The organism is Nitrosomonas eutropha, assembly GCF_900116685.1.
GTDB classification, from domain to species: domain Bacteria; phylum Pseudomonadota; class Gammaproteobacteria; order Burkholderiales; family Nitrosomonadaceae; genus Nitrosomonas; species Nitrosomonas eutropha_A.
The window spans coordinates 164,539-186,011 of sequence record NZ_FPBL01000003.1; the positions used below are offsets into that span (position 1 = coordinate 164,539).

Here is a 21,473-nt window from a genome sequence, read left to right on the forward strand (position 1 = left end):
AACTATCCTGCTTCCCAGTCGAGAGTCCTATATTTTATTGAACCAATATCAGGCAACTTTTCTATCCTGCCTGGTATATGACACATTTCCCATATTGAGTGTATTGCGCAAAAAAGCTTCAAACATTAGCAACGTCCAGATAGGGGCACTGTAATCTCGTCTGCCGGATTGATGTTGATCTAGCATTTTTTTGACGAACGCCATATCAAAAATTCCTGTATCCGCCAACGTATTGCCAAGCAATGCTGCACGTACACGTTCACGCAACGGGCCACGAAACCAGCTGGCTAGCGGTACGGCAAACCCCATCTTGTTCCGATAAAGCACTTCATGCGGTAAATACGGCTCCAGCGACTTTTTCAGAATGTACTTTCCTTCCTGCTGGCGTAATTTCATAGAGGTGGGCAATCCCGAAACCCATTCGACCAGTTCATGATCCAGCAGCGGGACGCGCACCTCCAGTGAATGCGCCATGCTGGCACGATCCACTTTAGTCAGGATATCGCCTACAAGATAGGTTTTCATATCCAGATACTGAATTAGTGACAAGGGATCCTGTGTCGGGCTTTTATCCGCATAACCACGCAGTACTTCAACCGCCTGATAACCCCGCAGGCTATGGTGAAAATCCGGAGAAAACAACTGCCTGCGCAGCTTATTGTCCAGAATGGATACACTGTGAAAATAGCCTTCCACAGAATCGCGCGCAAGCGATTCAAATGTGGTTTTGGCACGCAAAAACTTCGGTGCCCAGTCCGCCTTGGGATAAATATTACCCAACAGGCCGAACAAGGGTTTTCGTAATCCTAATGGTAATTTGGAACGCAACCGTTCTTCTATCATATGCCAGCGATAGCGGCGATAACCAGCAAAATTCTCATCACCGCCATCTCCTGAAAGGGCTACCGTCACCTGTTTTCTGGCCAGCTCACACACACGGTAAGTCGGGATGGCGGAACTATCGGCAAACGGTTCATCGTACAACGCAGCCAACCGGTCAATGAGATCAAAATCATCCTGTTTGACCTGCTCGGTAAAATGTTGAGTCTGGTAGCGATCCGCAACCAGACGAGCATAATCTGATTCATCAAAAGCAGGATCAGCAAAAGAAATCGAACAGGTATTGACAGACTCCTTCATCAAGCCGCCCATCATCGCCACGACGGCGCTGGAATCCACTCCACCGGAAAGAAATGCGCCCAGTGGCACTTCGCTCATAAGGTGACTGTCTACTGCATTTCGTAACCGGACAATCAGCTCTTCTGCTGCTTCTTGTTCACTCAATGCGCCATGTGATGCAAACGGTATATCCCAGTATTCGTGCGGCTGTATAGCCTGTTGCCCGCGACGCAATAATAATGAATATCCGGGATTCAACTTGAACGTGTTTTTAAAAATAGTTTTCGGCTCGGGGATATAACCGTAGGCAAAATAATCTTCTATCGCCTGATGATCCAGTGTTTTGTCAAAATCTGGGTGAACCAGTAATGCTTTGAGTTCCGAGGCAAACAGAAACAATCCGTTATCCAACAAGGTATAGTAAAACGGCTTGATGCCCAGCCGATCACGTGCCATAAATAGCGTTTGCTGATTACGATCCCATGCGCCAAAGGCAAACATCCCGCTAAAGCGTTCAACACAGTGTTCGCCCCACTCCTCCCAGGCGTGCACAATTACCTCGGTATCGCAATGCGTACGAAATTGATGTCCCAAAGCGGTTAACTCACTGACCAGCTTCTGGAAATTATAGATTTCGCCATTGAATATGACGACCACACTGCCATCTTCATTGAATAAGGGTTGTTGACCACTGGATACATCCATAATCGACAAACGGCGATGCCCCAATCCAACACCGGGCTCAACATGCATTTCTCCCTCATCCGGCCCACGGTGTGTCAGCGTCTGATTCATACAATGAAGCAGATTACGATCAATCTCACTCCCGCCGCGCGTATCAAATACTCCCGTTATGCCACACATATTCCTATCCAGTCAGTTGATCTTTTCAATCTTTAATTGTGCGCAGCATTATGACCCAATACCCGATCATACACTGCAAGATAGCCATTCGTCATGGCATGCATACTGAATTGCTGCTCAATAATTTCGCGTGCACGGCGCCCGTGCCTGCGCGCCATTGCATCATCCTGATAATATTTATCAATTACTTGAGCCAGAGCGGCAGGATCCTCTGGGGGGACCAGGCAGCCAGTTTCTCCCTCCAAAACCAGTTCGGTATTACCACCTACCCGGGTCGCCACGACTGGCAAGCCGCTTGCCATGGCTTCCAGTATGGTATTGGAAATACCTTCTGCCAGCGAAGGGAGCACAAACAGATCCATCGCCTGCATCAATTGAGAGATATCCGAACGCTCTCCCGGAAGCCAGGCAAACTGTTCAACCCCGGCTGAGTGCAGCATAGCTTCACACTGTGGTTTCGCAATACCATCTCCTATGATCACAAGTCGCAACGGCCTACCTGTTACAGGTATTTTTTCACGCAATAATAAGAAAGCCTTCACCAGAGCCGGGAAATCCTTAACTTCTACCATCCTGCCAACACCACCTACAACAAACGGTCTCCCATCAAAAAAACTGGAAGGAAACGCTTCAATTGGCAGGGTGTTATCGGGATGGAAACGTAAGTGTTCCACGCCGTTATAAATCTGGCGCACTCGTGCTGGCGACACATGCACCGTATCAATCAACCAGCGCTCCAAATCTTTGCTGACAGCAATAAAATGATGAACAAACGGGCGAATTGTCTTACGCAGCAGATTGTATTTCCAGTTCTTGCCATCAAGATCAAAGATATCGCGCCCATGTTCTCCGTGTATTCGTGCCTTCACACCCGCTACAGCTGCCACCACCTGGGCCTCCATCGCTGCAAGATTGCGCGTATGTACAATATCTGGATTGAGTCGCCTGAATATCCGGTAAAGTTCTCCATAGATACTGAAATCATTGCCCTCGCGTTTGTTCAGCGCAACAATCTCGACATCATTCCGATTAAGTCGCTTATGAAATTCTGAAAATCCTTTGAGGCAAATAATGGTATGGCGGTAACGGTTCTCAGGAATATGATTGATCAGATTCACTAAACCATTTTCCAGTCCGCCTACGCCAAAATGAAAAATTACATGCGCGATTAACGGAGGGTGCGGTGTTCTTTCGAGTCTCACTTCACTCAGTCGTGTCTGCCGTAAACAGCCAGAAGCCTCTCGGTAATTATCAGCTGCATATCGACGACAAACTCGCGCAACACCGATGCGGCCTCTTCTGGATCATGTTCATAAGCAGCAGCGACAATAATTTCTGCGCCGTCATCTCCTTTCCCCAGAATCTGGTTCATGGCTTGTATTGCCTTGCCCAAATAAGGATTGGCTGTTTCCTGGTCGATCAGCCAGTACCATCTCCATACCAATAACCGGCTTGTTGCCGCATGCAGCAGATCCTGATTGACAGACAGCTCAGTAGTACCTAACGATAATTTTCTCTCATTCTCGCCTACATTGCGCCACCCATTACTCAGATCGGTAACCAGCGTATTGCTGGAGCTAATTAATTTACCTTCCTGCTGTTGATTGCGGTAATAAGTTACATAGAGGCTGACACGCTGATTTTTATGATGGAAATAACCGATAAACTGCTTCGGAGAGCCGGTGTATCGCGGCACCCAATTAGAGGGCTGAATTGAATCAGTTTCCCATTTACCAGATGGATCTGCGATGCTGATTTCAGGCGCTTGCTGCAGACCAGATCCGTTATTTAAATAATTCATATACATTGGCCAGATCGCGGCCATTGCCACAACCAATCCGGCCATACCCAGCGTTGATTTAACAGGAGTAGAAGGAGGTCTCTGGTCAGCTGAGGAAGAATTTTCGACTGATACGACTTCATCAAGGTGATCCTCTCGCCAGAAGGAACCAATCCAGAACAGCAGCAACATGACCAGGCCAAAGAAAATCCAGCCATATATCAGATGGTCGACGCCGACCGCCAGTCGCATATCACTCAGATGACCGGTCATGACGATCAGGTAGGCACGCAGCCCATTAGCAATGATCGGCACCACGATAGAAAAAGCAATGAATATCAGTCGTCTGCTGAGGCTATGGTAAGTCAGATAAGCGTAGAGCGTCCCCAATGTTACCGAGGCAATTAAATAACGCACGCCACTACAAGCCTCTACTACCGACCAGTTACCACTGGGAATACTGAAGAAACTCCCTTCACGATACACCGGGATACCGGATGCCTGCAGCGCACTGACAGTGAAATCAGCAGTAAAATCTATTAATGGCGGGATGAGTGCTTCACCAAACGGAACAGCGAACAGAAGATAGACAAGTGGAAAAATAATAGTATTAAAAGCCTGAAAGCCAAGCATAGCCCATACGATCGCCGGCATCATCGCTACCAGGGCATACTGTTCTATTACCTGAACACTCGCAGCCGAGGCCAGCAACCAGCCCAACCCTAACCCGACCAATACCAGCAGTGGCATATAATCAGGATGAAACTTAACTGTAGCCAGTACTACACGCCTTTTCCAGATCATATAGATACTGAAGGGGGCAATCAGAAAACCATGCGCATAAGTTTCAGATCTGTTCCAGATAGTCACAATTGATTCAATAGTCTCGTGGTAAATACCGAGGACCAAAGCAATCACCAGCAATGTAATTAATATTGCCTCTCTGCGCCCGTTTATGGTGTTGCTGCTTAGCGCGGTATTTCGTAACTGTACCTGTGTTGTACCCATAGCAGAACTGTCAGTTAAAATGACTTGTTGTTATCGCTTAATTGATGAATGTGAACGGCTTATTCTCTTTAAACCTTAGCCAGGATAGAAGGCTGCAAGAGTGCATCAATCTGTGACAAATTAGCTGACCAGGTGTAGTCTCGCAAAACCCGGTTCCGGGCAGCCTGCCCCATAGTCACCTGATCGTCAGAATCAAGAAGAAAAAGAACCCGGTCAGCAAAATCTCCGGCTTCTCCGGCCACCACCAGTTCTTTCCCCGGTGTGGCGTGAATTCCCTCCATTGCCTGCATAGAAACAACCACCAGTTTTTGCATGGCCATTGCCTCCAGTACCTTGTTCTGGATACCCCGCGCAATCCGCAAGGGGGCCACTGCTACTGCGGCATGCATAAGATAAGGGCGAATATCTTCAACTGCCCCGGTCACATGAATGCTGGGTAGATTTGTCAGCATCTGTACTTGTCTGGCTGGTTTGGCACCCACGATATAAAAATCAACATCCGGTAATTTTGCATGAATAGCAGGAAATACTGAATTTGCGAACCAGCTTACCGCATCGACATTAGCCCAGTAATCCATTGCGCCGGTAAAAACCAACACTCTTTTCCCAGCCGGATAAGGATTGGGATAATCACGTGCGGGAGAGAAAAAGTCAGTATCAACACCATTATTGAAAAAGGTTGTTTTATTCGCTGCATCAGGCGCAAGCTGCCTGAATAACTCAGCCTCTTTCTTTGAAACAAAAGTTGCGCTGCTGAACTCTCCTGCCACCTTCTTTTCGTAATCAAGCAAACGTTTTGATTCTCGGTGATAAATCCAGTTGAAGGGCCAGGGTTTTGATAGCGCATACTGCCGCCATTTATCCGAATCCACATCAACAAAGTCGATGATGCGACGATGATCAGATAAATGTTCAACGTACTGCGCCATCGCAGAAGAGAAAACCACAATATTCTGTATGGATTCAGTATGTGATATCGCTTTAACCCACTGCATCAGTTGCGTATTACGATAATAAGCCAGCGTCAGTGGATCATTTCCAGACAATGCCAGCAGACTTTTTATTTTGGCTGGCAGTGGATCCAGTCTGACAACGCATACATCCTGACAATAATTTCGAACTTCCCCCTCGTATTGCCAATCCTCATCATTATCAATAAATGTTCCCAGATATACACGATAGCGTTTGCTCAGGTGTTGCAAAAGATGAAAGGAACGTATTTTGTCTCCCTTATTGGGTGGATAAGGGATTCGGTGTGTCAGGTAAAGCAGTCCTTGCATCTTCCTTATCCAAGATTCTTAACAATATGCGGGCCAATCAGGTTGGCAAACGTCAAGGGTAATTTCTGCCACGCTTTGATAAAGAGCCGATATTTCGGGTTGAGTGGGTTATGCTCAGGCACAGCCTTTGCCCGATGAAGCTGATATTCATAGAATAACGGCTGTGGTTCAAACCCCCAGTTCTTTTTGAAACTATACGATCCAGTACCCTGCTTGCTGCGTCCAAAATCAAAAATCTTGTAACCTCGCTCACAGGCACGCCGCATCAGCTCCCAATACATAAAATCATTCCCAGCTAAATCACGCGCTGCATCTACCCCCCCTCCGTAATAAGGCAGAACCTCATCCCGGAAATAAAAACTCATGACTGCACTGACCGTTTGATCATCTTTGGTAATGACGAGCAATTCACAATCTTCTACAAAAACAGTTTTTAATAATCGGAAATATTTTCGGGAAAAAACCGGGGTACCCAAGCGGTGCACACTGGCCGAATAAGCATGAAAAAAACGTTCGGTATCCTGATCTACATGACTCTGCAGCGCATATTTGATCCCTTTACGCACCATGGCACGCTGCTTGCGCGGAATAGCGAGCATGTTTTGCTCCACATCCGGATCTATCGTTTTGCGAAACGTAACATACAGCTCCTTGGTTGGCCAATCCTGATGAAAAGGAGTTACATGGCGATATTCCAGATAATCGACTTGCAGACGTGTTGCCAGCATCTGCGCCGCCTGATCCAGCCTGGCTCGTACGCTGTCTGATACAGCTGCAATACCACCATATACACAAAACGGCAAGGCGCTTAAGCTGTGCCCAAATAACAAACTGTTGACTTCTGCCAAGGGAAGTATGCCTTGAATATATCCATCCTCTTCTATGTATAAGAACCAGGTTTTATGTCCAAAAGCCTGCTCTATAACTTGTTTCCATCCGGCGCGATGGAAAAAGGTTGCATCAGGACAAGACATGACAAACGCATCCCAGGCCTGAAATTTGGCTGGAGATAAAACAGAAATTCCCGGCAACTCAGCAAGGAACAAACTATCAGTGTTTTGCACAGTTATACCGTCGAGATTCACATCGTCCGCTGAAGGAAAATCTGATCCATGCGCCCCCATTCGAAATGCCGGATCAAGGCATTCAATCGTTTTTCCATACGACCTAAATTGAGGTAATGACGAAAATGTGTTCTAAAACTGATCTCTGTCTGCCGAGGTTGATCAGGATCAATTTCCCAGGGATGAAAATAAAAAATAGCCGGCTGGAGATCAATCATGTTCACTCTTTGTAGAAACCAGCGTGAGATTGCATAGGGGAAAAGGCGGAAATAACCTCCCCCCCCCGCTGGAAAATTACGTCCAAACAGTCGCACAGTGGTAACCGGCAATTCAAGCAACCTCGGGGCATTCTCGGGACTAAAAGCAAAACGAGGTGCATCCGGCATCCCGTAATGATCGTGCTTTACCGGATAAACGCTCGAACTGTATCGATATCCAGCCTCCTCAAGACATTCCAGCGCCCAGAGATTATCTCCATTGATAGAAAAACTCGGAGCACGATAACCCCATACAGATTGATTGCCAATATCCTCCAGTAGCGCTTTACTGTGGGCAATATCGTTATAAAACTGCTCACGATTCAGTTCAGTAACACGATGATGAGCATAACCATGACTGGCTAGCTCATGACCATTCTCAACGATTCGCTTGATCATGGACGGGTAACGTTCCGCTATCCAGCCCAGTGTAAAAAAGGTTGCTTTGATTTTATGCTCGTCCAGCAACACAAGAATCCGATCAATGTTGCGTTCAACTCTGCACGGCAAGTTATCCCAAGATGAACGGGAGATATGCTGGGCGAAAGCCGATACCTGGAAATAATCTTCCACATCAATCGTCAACGCATTACGAATCATAGGATTTATTCAGGAGAAACGGTTAGATCAAATTCTTTCTGTATATCAAGCATAACCTCATTTGCTTCGGCTTTACTTAGAGTCTGCAATTCTTCCAGACACCCCATAATCAGCAATCTGTCACAAAACATATTGATTTTACGTGGAATTCCAGTGGAAAAATTATGTATTATTTCGAAAATTTCATCCTGAAATAGAGGATTTCCATTCCAGCCTGCTTTTTGCAATCGATGCTCGATATAGGCTCTGGTTTCAGCCTGATCCAGTGGCCCCAAGTGATAAGTAGCAATCACGCGCTGGCGAAGCTGCTGCATCTGACTACCAAGTAACGTTCTTCTGAATTCCGGTTGGCCAAGCAGAAAAGTCTGTAACAAAGGCCTGTTATCCGACTGAAAATTGGACAACATCCGTAATTCTTCCAATGTCTGTGGCTGAAGATTTTGTGCTTCATCGACCACTAACAATGCTCTTGTACCCTCCTGCTCGCATTTGCGCATGAATCGTTCAAGATCAAGTAATAATGCTGCTTTGGATGAGCCGTCGTAAGGCAAACCAAAAGCAGCTGCCACCATTCTCAAAGCATCATCCGGATCCAGTCGAGTGCTGACTAACTGCGCAGCCACAACCCGCTCTCGCTTTAATTTTTGAAAAAGATAGCGCATCAGGGTTGTTTTACCAGCGCCCACTTCTCCTGTAATAATGATGAAACCATCTTCCTGCGACAGACCGTATTCAAGATACGCAGCCGCACGCTTATGCCCCCGGCTGGGAAAAAAGAAGCTTGGATCAGGCTTTAACTGAAATGGCTTCTCGGTAAAACCATAGTAAGTAAGATACATAAGCCTTTTATTTCTAAAAATTTATATTGACTGTTGCTGTTACTACATTAGCATTATAGTTACCATTGCTGCGATCAGATTCACGACGCAAATGAGAATACATAATTGATCCAGTCATTTTAGAAGTGAACTGTTTATTCAACCCAGCTGTCATTATTATATTGTCATCACGTTGACCGGTTAAGTCATAACTGGTTTTAATATATCCAAAGTTGATATTAGCATTACTTCTGGGAGACAGCCGGTGATTCCATAATACATTCCCACCAGTTTGGGTAGTATTTCTAGTCAACATTGCATTAGCAGCACCAAGCAAATCAGCATCCTCCTCATCCGGACTAAGTGATTTCCTGGAATAATTATAGGCACGAAATACTAATGAATTCTTTTTTCCATTTAGCGTGAGAGAAGCCTGCAGCCGTCTAAGCAAAAACAAACGGTTCGTCAGGAAATTATTTGGATCAGAAAATGAAGATGAAAGTCCCTGATTCAATAATGCTTCACTATTCTGAGTACCTGACAAGAGTTGGCTCAACATGTCAGCACTTAAAATCGAACCGCCAGATAAAGATTGTTGGCCAAAAGTAGTAATATCCTCAACATAGCTTAAGTTCCACACCGTACTGCGAGTGCGGTGATCAACAGAAGCTGCATAAGTATCTCCAAAAAATCTTTTCCCGCCTGATGCACTGACATTAGTCCTTTCAGTCGGCGTCCAAGAAAAACCTATAGTCCAAAAGGGGCTGGAAGTTTTTCCTCTTATCGAAACAAAGCTGTTATGCTCATAGCCTGCTGTGCCAATCAAATTAAAATGCGACGTCACAACGTATTTAAGCGAGCCTGATGCTCGATCCATCTCTATCGTTCTTAAGGTTCCAAGCCTGGGCCCGGAATACTTTCTGTTAATCTCTGTATGGCTAAAATCCATTCCCCAACCAAGTGTTCTGAAAGCTGAACCGCTGTTTAGCGAAAAGATTGCTGAATCAGAAGCGCTATTAGAAAAACTACGCGTATTGGAACTCACCTCACCATGGATATATCGAATTTCTCCTGCAGCAAGGTTCTTGAAACGCTGACGCACATAGGGACTGATACTCCAAGTACGTGTATCTCTCCGATTACCTGTCAAACTAGCGTTATCCAGTGCCTGTGGTCCCAATAGAGAAATATTTTGCTGAGTAACTACAGCACGGGCATCCACAAAAAAATGATTCTTGACTATCTCTGCAGTACCATTAGTATTTAATTGATGTCGCATGAGGAACCGCTCATTTTTTGCATAGATGAGATTGTTCATCGTATAGCCAAGATTCGCCTTAAAATGACGCCCCTCACCCGTAATACTTATTCCAGGGTTAATCTGTGTAATAAATTCCCCGCCCCCCTGGCTGCCAAATCCTCCTCCACCAAACCCGATTCCACCGCCCAGCCTCACGTTATCAGTATAGGTTTCACTAACCATTAATCGTGGCTGTATATTCCATTCCGCTGCATTGACCTGAAAAACCGAGCTGCCCAATCCTACAATACAGCCACCCCACAAGCACGCTATCCAGCGCGAAAAGCGGCTGTCAGCATAACCAAGTGATTTCATTAATAATAGCCGTAGCCGTAATATCCGCCACCGCTATGTGCTCTGGCTTTGTTGTAAATCAGGTTGATCACATCACAGGCTTCAATTTGTTGCAAAGCTTCCTTCACGGTCTGCTGGGTTGTCCTTTCTGCTTCAACCACTAGCACGATTTGCCCCATTTGGCCCGCAAGTACACGCGCTTCGCTGGTCAACAACAAGGGAGGAGAGTCAAATATGACTACCCTGTCATGATAACGATGGGCAAGCTCAGCTAAAATAGAATGCATGCTCTGACTAGCTAATAATTCGGTAGCATGAGCATGGCGCCTCCCAGCCGGAATCAATGTGAGTTTTTTCACGTTGGTTTTCATCATTACATCGGGTATCTTCCACTGAGGATCACGGAGGAGATCCAGCAAACCCGGCTCCTCCGGGCTGAAACCAAGACTTGCAGGGATTGAAGGCCGAGCGACATCTGCATCAACCAGCAACACCCTGTGATCCATTTCCATTGCGATACTCATTGCCAGATTGATCGAACAGAAACTTTTCCCCTCACCGGACAAGGAACTGGTAACCATAATCAGGTTGCCATTTTTAATACCACTATCCGGATTAAAGGCATTGGCAATCAGGGGACGTTTTATCAATCGAAACTGCTCGGCTATCTCGGATCTGGAGTGATCCAGAGTGACAATACCTTTGCGGTGCAGGTTTTCCAGATCAATTTCAATTTTTTTAGTTGTTTTCTTGCTGGAACTCGCTCTATTCGTCGAATCAGTCGCAAGACTATCGCTAGCACTTGCCTCTTTTGCGATTTTCTGGCCCGGTGGTACGTTGTTAGAGAGAAATAATGGATCAAAACTCGTTTTTACAGTCTGTGGTGCCTTGCCTGGAATAAAATTGCCTATTTCATTTTTTGAAAGCTTATCAGCAGCCCTTTCAATAAGACTCATATCCACTCCATTATCTTTCGAACTGTACCCTGGTAAATCCACATATTTTCTTGAATAACATCAGTAGCGATCTATATGCGAACAATCTAAGTAGTCTGCATAACATGCGGTTTTATATAGTAAACCAACAACACTACATAGCACGCAACCAGCATTATCAAAGAAATGCCAAATACATAAATTTGTCTTTTATCTTTCACCTTCTCTTTTTCTGTCCATACCATCGGTACTATTCCCAGAATCGGTAAACCTGTCAGCTCTCGCAAGGTAGTTTGGCTATGGAAAGTAGGCCGAATCTGGCTAATAACGAATGCAAGGCCAACCCCTCCAGCCAAAGCTCCAATCAGAACCAGCGTAAGAAACTTTTTCCGATCTGGCCCGGATGGCAGCTCCGGAACTGTAGGGGGATCAACAATCCTGAAAGACATTAATCCAGAAGTAGAAGTCAGTTCGCCGGAGATTTCAGCAGATGCTCTGCGCTCCAGCAATTTTTCGTAATTAGCTTTGTTCACACTGTAATCTCGGTTGAGCTGTTGCATTTCTACTTCTACAGCAGGAACAGTATTACTCATTGATTTCAGTCGTTCGTAACGTGCTTCGTATTCGCCCACTCGCGCCTTCATTGAGGCCACCTGCGCTTCAGATTCCGTCAATGCAATATTTAACTGTTGCATCATTGGGTCATAATTTTTACCATGATTACTAATTGGGCCCATAAGCTTAGCCTCTTCCACTTTGCGCTCTTCAAGCTGAGCGATCAACCGTTTAGTAGCAACTACATCTGGATGCTGATCAGTAAAATTCAGCATCAGGTTATCCAGATTAGTATTCAACGATTGAATTCGTGAATCAATTTCCGGATTTACAATGCTTTGTGGTGATACTTCACCCACCTCCAGCAACAACACCGGCTCATCGCCTGTTATCTGTTTCTTGACTGCATCACGAGCCTGCTCAGCTTCAAGCAAGGCAAGCCTGGCTTTTTCCAGCTCTTCAGCCGCCGTAACCAGTTGGCTATAGTAATCCCCCCCCTGCCCGGGTAAAAAGCCAAGATTCTTTTGTTTAAAAGCAGTCAGGGCCGCCTCAGCAGCAACCAATTTTTCTTCATAAGCAGCAATTTGTTGATCTATAAAACGTAACGCAGAAGCAGAATCCTGTTTTTTTCCTTCCAGTCCACCTTCAACAAAAATAGTCAACAGAGCCTGAACAATATCTTTGGCCAGCTTGGGGTCCTTGTCGTCATACGAAATCATGAAAATATTATCGCTGCCTGTCGTTTTAAGCTTGATATCACTCATCAATGAGGTGACCAGCTTTTCTTTGGCACTATCATCTGTGATCTTAATGTCCAGGTCTACCATACGAACAATTCTTTCGACATTTGGCCGACTAATAAGCGTCCGACTCATTATGGTGATTTGCTGATCCGGATTGGGTGATACAGTCATCCCCGCCATCAATGGTCGCAAAATACTCTGAGTATCAACGTAAATTCGCGCAGATGCCTGATAATTATCCGGCATCTTATAAACGAAAAACCAACCTGCAACCGCAATAATCCAAGCAGATGCAACTGAAACCCATCTATATTTCCAAATCCCTTTGATGTAAACCAGTATCTGAGCAATTAAATCACTCATATTGGATCACCTCGCCATTTATCACGATTGCGCTCAAATTCAAATTAATCAAAAGTAACTTTCAGGAATAACCAACACATCTCCCTGATAAACCGGTACGTTGGCAGAAATATCACCATCCCGGATCAAATCATCCAGCCTGACGCGAAATTGCTGCTGCTCACCATCAACGCTCCGAATGATCCTTGCCCTATTTCCCGCAGCAAAATCAGTCAGGCCTCCCACAGCAATCATGACATCCATCAACGACATATCTTCTCGGTATGGTAGTGCTTGTGGCTGTGAAGCCTCACCGATTACCCTGATCTGTTCACCAAATGGCCCGACAAAATCAGTTATGACAACTGTCACTACTGGCTGCTGCAAATATTTTGCAAGCGTCTCTTCGATATCACGCGCCAATTCAGTCGAGGTCTTTCCACTTGCTGGCAAATCCTCTACCAAAGGTGTTGTGATTTTCCCGTCCGGACGAACCGGAACACTCATGGATATTTCCGGATTACGCCAAACAATAATGTTTAATGTGTCACCCGGTCCAATCAGATAATCATGTGGAACCTGCTCCCCTTGTGTGCCAAGTAACGGATAAGTCGTACAACTACTGAGCAAAAACAGATAAAAAATAACCGATAGATTAGTTATCCAGGTTTTAATAGAAATATTCACACGAAACCCTCAATAAAAAGACTAGAGCGCCCTCACCCAAACTTTTTCACTACGATAACAGTAACAACACACATTATGTATCTATAACCAGAACATCAATTAACGTTTATTTATCAATTGGATAAACACTCACACCGAGTGTAAAAGTAATTTTATTTTTACAGGGACACTGAATGGCTACTATTTAAAAAATCAAGCATAGTTAACATCATTCATTTTGATCAGAAAAAACGTCAGCTTCTATAATGAGCATAAATGAGGCCCGCAGGCTGAACTACGGGAATTAGATTATATCGATCGGCCAATTAATATCTTTAACTTAATAAATATTTTAGGAGTTATGAAATTTAATTTGTATTAACAAGGACATAATTACCAAGTACCACGACACTCAAACCAATTGAAGCGGGAAGGATAATTGCATTTTATACGTTTTCTCGGAGTATCTCCTAGAATTTCCCTTCACCCGCATAATATTGGCAAGATTTTGAATTAAAAGATGAAAACTCGACTTTGAGCACATCTCCTCCTGCTTCCTCCGCCATTTTCCGAAATTCAGTAACCTGTATTTCTGCAGGGACAATAAAAACCTGAGAAATTCCTGATTTATAGTGCACTGTAATTTTCATACTCTTCCCTGATAGCCTGTATTTGTCCAGACAAACAACTCACCCTGATATTTGCCTTTTACACATTTGCCTCTTAATATAGCTCTATGTAAATCACCACTCTGCAATGCCGACATTAAGCAGTATTCCTTTCTTTTCGTGTATAACCCTCTGCGGAATCTCCCCAGATTCTAGAATGTCCAGATCAATTCAAATTCAGGATTAGAAAAGCATTTATGGCTCAATACGTTTTAGTAATGAATCGCGTTGGTAAAATCGTTCCTCCCAAACGCGTTATTCTTAAAGATATTTCACTCAGTTTTTTTCCAGGCGCAAAAATTGGCTTGCTTGGCTTGAATGGCTCTGGCAAATCCACGCTATTAAAGATCATGGCTGGGGTAGATAAAGACTTTGAAGGGGAATGCACTCCTATGCCAGATCTCAAAATCGGGTATCTGCCACAGGAACCACAACTTGATCCCGACCTCACCGTTCGCGAAGCAATCCAGGGGGGATTAGGAGAAGTGCTTAATGCGCAACAACAATTGGAAGCCATTTATGCAGCCTATGCCGAACCGGACGCTGACTTCGATGCATTAGCAGTCGAACAATCACGGCTGGAAGCAATATTAACTGCACAAAATGGGGATAATCTGACTCAACAGATGGAAATAGCCGCTGATGCACTGCGCCTCCCGGAGTGGGATACTTTGATCCAGAATCTCTCAGGAGGGGAGAAACGCCGCATTGCCCTGTGTAGATTACTTCTATCCAAGCCGGACATGTTGCTTCTGGATGAGCCTACCAACCATCTGGACGCCGAATCTGTCGAATGGCTCGAACAATTCCTTGCACGTTTCTCAGGTACGGTGGTAGCCGTCACACATGATCGATATTTTCTGGATAACGCAGCGGAATGGATACTGGAACTTGATCGTGGTCATGGTATTCCCTGGAAAGGAAACTATTCGAGCTGGCTGGAGCAAAAAGAAACACGCCTGAAACAAGAAGAAAGTGCAGAATCTGCCCGCCAAAAATCACTCAAACAAGAATTGGAATGGGTACGACAAAACCCCAAAGGTAGGCAGGCAAAATCTAAAGCTCGCCTGGCTCGGTTTGAAGAACTCAGCTCGCAGGAATATCAGAAGCGCAACGAAACACAAGAAATTTTTATTCCTGTCGCAGACAGGCTGGGAAATGAAGTTATCGAATTCAACAATGTTTCCAAAGGATTTGGCGATCGTCTGCTGATTGACAACCTCAGCTTCCGGATACCACCCGGTGCGATTGTCGGAATTATCGGCCCCAATGGTGCCGGAAAGTCCACTCTGTTTCGCATGATTACTGGACAGGAACAACCGGATACAGGCGAGATCAAGATAGGTGAAACCGTAAAAACCGCCTATGTAGATCAATCACGTGATGCATTACCTGGTGATCAGACTGTATTCCAGGTCATTTCAGATGGAAATGACCTGCTTATTGTCGGCAAACACGAGATCCCGTCACGCGCCTATCTTGGCCGCTTTAACTTCAAGGGTCCTGATCAGCAAAAAATTGCAGGAACACTTTCCGGTGGAGAGCGAGGCCGGTTACATCTGGCCAAAACATTGATATCCGGGGGAAATGTGTTATTGCTGGATGAGCCATCCAACGACCTTGATGTTGAAACACTGAGAGCACTGGAAAATGCACTGCTGGAATTTGCCGGGTGTGTGCTGGTAATCTCGCACGACCGATGGTTCCTGGATCGTATTGCAACACATATGCTGGCTTTTGAAGGTAATTCGCAAGTCATATTTTTCACAGGCAACTATCAAGAATACGAAGCAGATAAACGACGACGTCTTGGTGAAGAAGGAGCAAAACCAAAGCGTATCCGTTTCAAGCCTATCGAACGCTAATCGACCACTTGTTTCAACCACGCCACACAAAAATTTAACTTTTTCTTTCGTGTAATTACTGTATACTTGCCGCCCTGCCTTAGGGTAGGGTTTATCTAGTTTCATCGTTCCTGACCTCTCCAGATTCCTCTGTTTCTTCTTGAAATTGTGCAGTATCCCTGGTTAGCAGCGATGTATTTATGTATGCGCCAGTGGTACCAGCAATTTTTGTTGCGGTACGTTCCTGTTTGCGCATTGAATTTCTTTATCATCAGGAAAACCGACATGTCATTTGAAAATTTAAATCTGCATCCCGCAATTGTAAAAGCCGTACTAGCAGCGGGCTATACCTCTCCCACCCCTATCCAGCAACAAGCCATTCCCGAATTAATTGCTGGCCACGATGTAATGGCAAGCGCACAGACCGGAACCGGTAAAACAGCTGCTTTCATGCTGCCAGCACTGCATCGTCTTGCCACTCCAGCCCAAACTCACGGTCGTGGTCCGCGCATACTGGTTCTGACTCCCACGCGTGAACTGGCCCTGCAAGTTTCCGAAGCTGCCAGCAAATACGGAAAATTCCTGCCACGCGTCAATGTTGTCAGTATTCTGGGCGGGATGCCCTATCCATTGCAAAATAAACTTCTATCACAAGTTGTTGACGTACTGGTCGCCACACCAGGGCGCTTGATTGATCACATTGAGCGGGGGCGGATCGATTTCTCACGGCTGGAAATGCTGGTGCTGGACGAGGCTGACCGCATGCTGGACATGGGATTTATTCATGATGTCGAGCGCATTGCCTCCTCAACACCGACAAACAGGCAAACCTTACTATTTTCAGCAACACTGGATACTGCAATCGAAAAGATTGCTGCACGTTTGCTGAAAACGCCTAAACGTATCCAGATCGCGTCCCAGCACGCAAAACTCGATCATATTGAACAGCGTATGCATTACGTAGATGATCTTACCCATAAAAACCGGTTACTTGATCATTTGCTGCGTGATACAACCATCAAACAGGCAATCGTATTTACTGCAACGAAACGTGATGCTGATTCTCTGGCAGACAATCTTTCTGCTCAAGGACACAAAGCTGCCGCTATGCACGGAGACATGACCCAGCGCGAACGCACGCGCACTTTAACCGGATTGCGTCAGGGGCGACTCAAAATACTGGTTGCTACTGATGTCGCCGCGCGTGGAATTGATATCGCTGATATTACTCACGTCATCAATTTTGATCTGCCGAAGTTTGCAGAAGACTACGTGCATCGTATCGGACGAACTGGCAGGGCAGGAGCCTCCGGTATTGCTGTTTCGTTTGCATCTGGTAAAGATGGTATTCACCTCAAAAGAATAGAGCGGTTTACTGGTAATCACTTTGAATTTCAAGTCGTACCCGGCATGGAACCTCGCACAAAACCGAGATTCAGCCGTAATGACGATAAGTCTGGAAAGAGACCCTCTTCTGCCGCACACAAAGCCAGACGTTCATGGCCAAATGACGCCAGCACACGCACAACTGCCCAAGGCTTCAGGGGAGATAAAAAAAGTGAGTTTAGCCAACCTTTTAGCCGCGATACTCGCAGACGTCCGCTCAGAGACAGCAAATTCAATAACTCGGACAGTTTTGCCCGGGCAAAATAATTTAATTTGAGTGTAATCCCCCAGGTATTGATCCTCTCAGTTAATACCTGGCCAACCCGGCACATCAGAGAATCCGCATCATTTCTCCTACTCAGGAAACCACCGTACAAATTATAGTGCTCGGTCATTTCGCAGTATTCTCAGCAATTCTTGATCTGAACTAACGCCTGATTCACCCGCAACCCAACCCTTTGAGCAAGGATTTCGATGTGGATATATTTGATACGATATATGATAAATATATATCGTGATCGAATAACAGGACATCAGAGATGGTGCTACACAAGAAATTATGAGGCTTTTCAGTTCTGGCCCGATCTCATATGGATAGTAAATCTATGGCTTCCTCCGGCCCTGTTGGCATTTTCGATTCTGGAATAGGAGGGTTATCAGTTGCCCGAAAAATCAGGGAATTGCTGCCAGGTGAGGATATCGTATACGTCGCAGATTCGCTGCATGCTCCCTACGGGGAGAAATCAGACAATTACATATTTCAACGAATGGGGGCAGTCACAGAATTTCTGCTTGTCCGCAGAGTCAAGGCTGTTGTTGTGGCATGTAATACCGCAACGACGGCGGCTATTTCCAGACTCAGAGTCCGTTACCCAATTCCAATTATCGGTGTCGAGCCGGGAATCAAGCCTGCCACACTTTCCACACATACCGGGGTAATTGGCGTATTGGCAACTCCCAGAACACTTCAAACAAATTCATTCACAGCACTGGCACAACGTTTTGCAAAAAATGTAAGAATCGAGGTTCAGCCTTGTCCTGATCTGGTAACCAAAATAGAGGCACTCAATTTTAACAGCGATCAGACCATAGCCTTACTGAAGCAGTATATCTCCCCGCTGCTTGATAAAGGAGCCGACACCATTGTGCTCGGGTGTACACATTACAATCACTTGTCTGAATTGATCTCCGAGGTGGCTGGGGAAAATATTTCAATCATCAAAACTGATGCAGCTGTAGCGAAAGAAGTCGCTCGCAGGCTTTCTTCTGGAGGGTTACTTGCCGGCGGAGATCATGCAGGCAGCGAGGAATTCTGGACCAGCGGGTCTCTTACCACTTACCATCAACAGATTGAGTTGCTGTGGGGAAAAAGCAGTAAATGTTATCACTGGCTTTGATGTTAGCGCACCGTTCCGGATCTCACAGATACCCCATATCTATCTGGAAATAAGGTGCAAGTAAATCTATACTGGCCCGGTACCTGTAAACAGGGAGCATATATGATGATCAGACGAGTACTTATCCCACTGGATGGCTCCGAGCTGGCGGAACAGGTTATCCCTCACCTGCTGCGTTTCATTACACCAGATCAGACTGAGCTGCTGCTGATGACAGCATTGTCATCCACTTCCCACTCTCTGGTTGAAGATACACCCAGCTTGCCAGCATCAAAGCAGACTGCTGTATCGAGAGAGCACAAGGCACGCGCGCAGTTATACAACATCACACAAAAACTCAATCAGATTGGCTTCAACGTAATGGATCGACTTTTGTCGGGAATACCGGCCGAGAGCATACTACGCTTGGCAGAGGAAACTTTTGTTGATCTGATTGCCATGTCAACACATGGCAGAACCGGGCTGGGACGAGCATTATTGGGCAGCATAGCGGACGAAGTCGTGTGCAGCGCACGCCCACCCGTGTTCCTGGCGCCTGCTGCAATAACGGTAAAACCCGGCTCGGTACCCCGTGCTATTCTTCTGCCCCTCGATGGCACGCCACTGGCAGAGGCAGCCATACCTGCTGCTCGTCAGTTTGCACAAAATACCGGCGCAACCCTCTCCCTGATCCGTGTTGTCAGGCCGAATCATTCTGGGCACGAGCAGCATGATGAACAAGTATCTGCCGGAGAACAGTCTGATGCTCACCAGGCAATCAGTTATCTGGAGCGGATACAATTGCAGTTACAACTGGCGAATGTACCTTCCCATTACCAGGTTGCATCGGGTAACCCGGCCGAAGTCATTATCCGTACCATGCATGCGGAGAATATCGATCTGATCGTGATGAGTACACACGGACGTTCGGGCGTGGAACGTATGGTTTACGGCAGTGTTACAAGCCGAATTATTGGAAATACGACCTGTCCGCTACTGTTGGTACGCGGAATGGTGCCAGTTGAGGTTTATGAGTCAAATGATGACAGAGTATCAGTAGCCTCTTTTTGCTGATCAAGCTGTGCAACAACACAGCTCCGCCTGATCAAAAAAGTACACGAATCGCTTCTTCAACTCGCTCTACAGCAATAATTTCAATCCCTTCAATAACTTGTTTGGACTGATTTGCCTTGGGAATAACAGCCTGGGTAAATCCCAGTTTGGCCGCTTCTTTAATTCGCTCCTGCCCGCGTTGTACCGGCCGTACTTCCCCTGCCAAACCAACTTCTCCAAACACGACCGTTTTCTCCGGTAAGATCCGATTCTTCAAGGATGAAACAATCGCCAACATCACGGCCAGATCAGCGCCCGGCTCGGTAATTTTAACCCCACCCACCGCATTGATAAAAATATCCTGATCAAAACAGGGAATACCGGCATGGCGATGCAGCACCGCCAACAACATTGCCAGCCGATTCTGTTCCAGCCCGACGCTCAATCGACGCGGATTTGACCCATGTGCCTCATCCACCAGAGCCTGAATCTCCACCAGCAAAGGACGCGTTCCCTCTTGCGTCACCATCACACAAATACCCGGCACACGCACACCATGATGCGAAAGAAACAAAGCAGAAGGATTACTCACTTCCCGCAATCCCCTCTCAGTCATAGCAAAAACACCCAGTTCGTTCACTGCCCCAAAACGATTCTTGAAAGCTCGAATCAAACGAAAAGCGGAGTGTGCATCCCCCTCAAAGTAAAGCACTGTATCAACCATATGCTCCAGAACACGCGGCCCGGCCAGCGCCCCCTCTTTAGTCACATGCCCTACCAGTACAATACAAGTACCACTGGTTTTGGCAAATCGCGTCAAACGAGCGGCACATTCCCGTACCTGAGCAACCGAACCTGGAGCCGATTGCAACGATTCAGAATAAATCGTCTGAATCGAATCGATGATTGCGATTTGAGGGCGATGCTCAACCAACGCTGACTGAATGGCTTCCAATCGAATTTCGGTCAATAAATCAACTTTGGTTACATCCAGAGCCAGACGTTTTGCCCGCAGCGCGACCTGTTGCATGGATTCTTCACCGCTGACATACAACACTCGATGATGTGCTGACATCCGGGACAATGCCTGCAACAGCAGCGTTGATTTGCCTATGCCAGGATCCCCTCCCAATAAAACGACCCCGCCCTGTACCAGCCCGCCACCCAATACCCGGTCAAACTCGGACAGCCCAGTCAGAAAACGAGGCATATCTTCTGCCTCGACCGCACTCAGGCTCAATACATGTCCTTGCACAGAATCCGGAATAAAATGCGGAAAATTTTTCTCCCGCACGGTTTCAGTCAATGTATTCCATTCACGACAATGCGGACACTGACCCTGCCACTTCAACACCTGGCCGCCACAGGCACTGCAAATATAGATAGTCTTGGCTTTCGTCATGAATCAATTACACGCCCGGGGCTTCCTGATGCAGGACAGAGTTTCGATCTCACACCCGATCCCGATATTTCACCAGGGAACGCGGCACATACTTGCGATATTCAATATCCGGCAGCATC

General features: G+C 46.2%; 17 protein-coding genes. 4 read left to right on the top strand and 13 right to left on the bottom strand.

What is annotated here, in order from left to right:
• Positions 1-48: 48 nt before the first annotated feature.
• From BM331_RS05345 to BM331_RS05400, 12 genes are all read right to left on the bottom strand, one after another.
• Positions 49-1,983 carry an XrtA/PEP-CTERM system amidotransferase gene (locus BM331_RS05345; protein ID WP_074927739.1) on the bottom strand — a complete coding sequence of 645 codons (1,935 nt, stop codon included), beginning with the start codon at positions 1,981-1,983 and terminating at the stop codon, positions 49-51.
• A gap of 32 nt (positions 1,984-2,015) precedes the next feature.
• Entirely contained in the window at positions 2,016-3,185 is a 1,170-nt protein-coding gene (locus BM331_RS05350) for a TIGR03088 family PEP-CTERM/XrtA system glycosyltransferase (RefSeq protein WP_074927740.1), read from the bottom strand.
• Between the two features lie 5 nt (positions 3,186-3,190).
• Positions 3,191-4,771: an exosortase A gene (gene xrtA, locus BM331_RS05355; RefSeq protein ID WP_074927742.1), complete on the bottom strand. Its 1,581-nt coding sequence runs from the start codon at positions 4,769-4,771 to the stop codon at positions 3,191-3,193.
• 68 nt (positions 4,772-4,839) lie between these two features.
• On the bottom strand, positions 4,840-6,051 hold the full coding sequence (locus BM331_RS05360) for a TIGR03087 family PEP-CTERM/XrtA system glycosyltransferase (protein WP_074927743.1): 1,212 nt from the start codon (positions 6,049-6,051) through the stop codon (positions 4,840-4,842).
• Between the two features lie 5 nt (positions 6,052-6,056).
• Positions 6,057-7,136, bottom strand: a complete 1,080-nt coding sequence (locus BM331_RS05365; RefSeq protein ID WP_083414696.1) for a FemAB family XrtA/PEP-CTERM system-associated protein — start codon at positions 7,134-7,136, stop codon at positions 6,057-6,059.
• The gene (locus BM331_RS05370; RefSeq protein ID WP_074927745.1) at positions 7,133-7,972 is read right to left on the bottom strand and encodes an XrtA system polysaccharide deacetylase; all 840 of its coding nucleotides are present in this window, start codon (positions 7,970-7,972) and stop codon (positions 7,133-7,135) included. Before BM331_RS05370 ends, BM331_RS05365 begins: the two co-directional genes overlap by 4 nt.
• 5 nt (positions 7,973-7,977) lie before the next feature.
• Positions 7,978-8,811: an XrtA/PEP-CTERM system-associated ATPase gene (locus BM331_RS05375; RefSeq protein WP_074927746.1), complete on the bottom strand. Its 834-nt coding sequence runs from the start codon at positions 8,809-8,811 to the stop codon at positions 7,978-7,980.
• A 13-nt stretch (positions 8,812-8,824) separates the two neighbouring features.
• Positions 8,825-10,405 (bottom strand): TIGR03016 family PEP-CTERM system-associated outer membrane protein, encoded by a 1,581-nt coding sequence (locus BM331_RS05380; protein WP_074927748.1) that lies wholly within the window; start codon positions 10,403-10,405, stop codon positions 8,825-8,827.
• Positions 10,405-11,340, bottom strand: coding sequence for an XrtA-associated tyrosine autokinase (locus BM331_RS05385; RefSeq protein ID WP_074927749.1), 936 nt, complete (start codon positions 11,338-11,340; stop codon positions 10,405-10,407). Before BM331_RS05385 ends, BM331_RS05380 begins: the two co-directional genes overlap by 1 nt.
• An 86-nt stretch (positions 11,341-11,426) precedes the next feature.
• Entirely contained in the window at positions 11,427-12,980 is a 1,554-nt protein-coding gene (locus tag BM331_RS05390) for an XrtA system polysaccharide chain length determinant (RefSeq protein WP_074927751.1), read from the bottom strand.
• Between the two features lie 48 nt (positions 12,981-13,028).
• Entirely contained in the window at positions 13,029-13,646 is a 618-nt protein-coding gene (locus BM331_RS05395; protein WP_074927752.1) for an XrtA/PEP-CTERM system exopolysaccharide export protein, read from the bottom strand.
• Positions 13,647-14,095: 449 nt separating this feature from the next.
• Complete coding sequence (locus BM331_RS05400) at positions 14,096-14,275, bottom strand: hypothetical protein (protein WP_074927754.1); 180 nt, start codon at positions 14,273-14,275, stop codon at positions 14,096-14,098.
• A gap of 215 nt (positions 14,276-14,490) precedes the next feature.
• Between BM331_RS05400 and ettA the strand changes: the two genes are divergently transcribed.
• The 4 genes from ettA to BM331_RS05420 all read left to right on the top strand — a co-directional run bounded on the left by ettA (position 14,491) and on the right by BM331_RS05420 (position 19,973).
• Entirely contained in the window at positions 14,491-16,158 is a 1,668-nt protein-coding gene (ettA, locus tag BM331_RS05405; RefSeq protein WP_074927756.1) for an energy-dependent translational throttle protein EttA, read from the top strand.
• A gap of 264 nt (positions 16,159-16,422) precedes the next feature.
• Positions 16,423-17,790, top strand: a complete 1,368-nt coding sequence (locus BM331_RS05410; protein WP_074927757.1) for a DEAD/DEAH box helicase — start codon at positions 16,423-16,425, stop codon at positions 17,788-17,790.
• A gap of 323 nt (positions 17,791-18,113) precedes the next feature.
• The gene (murI, locus tag BM331_RS05415) at positions 18,114-18,920 is read left to right on the top strand and encodes a glutamate racemase (RefSeq protein WP_083414689.1); all 807 of its coding nucleotides are present in this window, start codon (positions 18,114-18,116) and stop codon (positions 18,918-18,920) included.
• Positions 18,921-19,022: 102 nt separating this feature from the next.
• Positions 19,023-19,973, top strand: a complete 951-nt coding sequence (locus BM331_RS05420; protein ID WP_074927760.1) for a universal stress protein — start codon at positions 19,023-19,025, stop codon at positions 19,971-19,973.
• A gap of 31 nt (positions 19,974-20,004) precedes the next feature.
• Here the strand turns inward: BM331_RS05420 and radA are convergent, their stop codons facing one another.
• Positions 20,005-21,354: a DNA repair protein RadA gene (gene radA / locus BM331_RS05425; RefSeq protein WP_074927762.1), complete on the bottom strand. Its 1,350-nt coding sequence runs from the start codon at positions 21,352-21,354 to the stop codon at positions 20,005-20,007.
• Positions 21,355-21,473 lie beyond the last annotated feature (119 nt).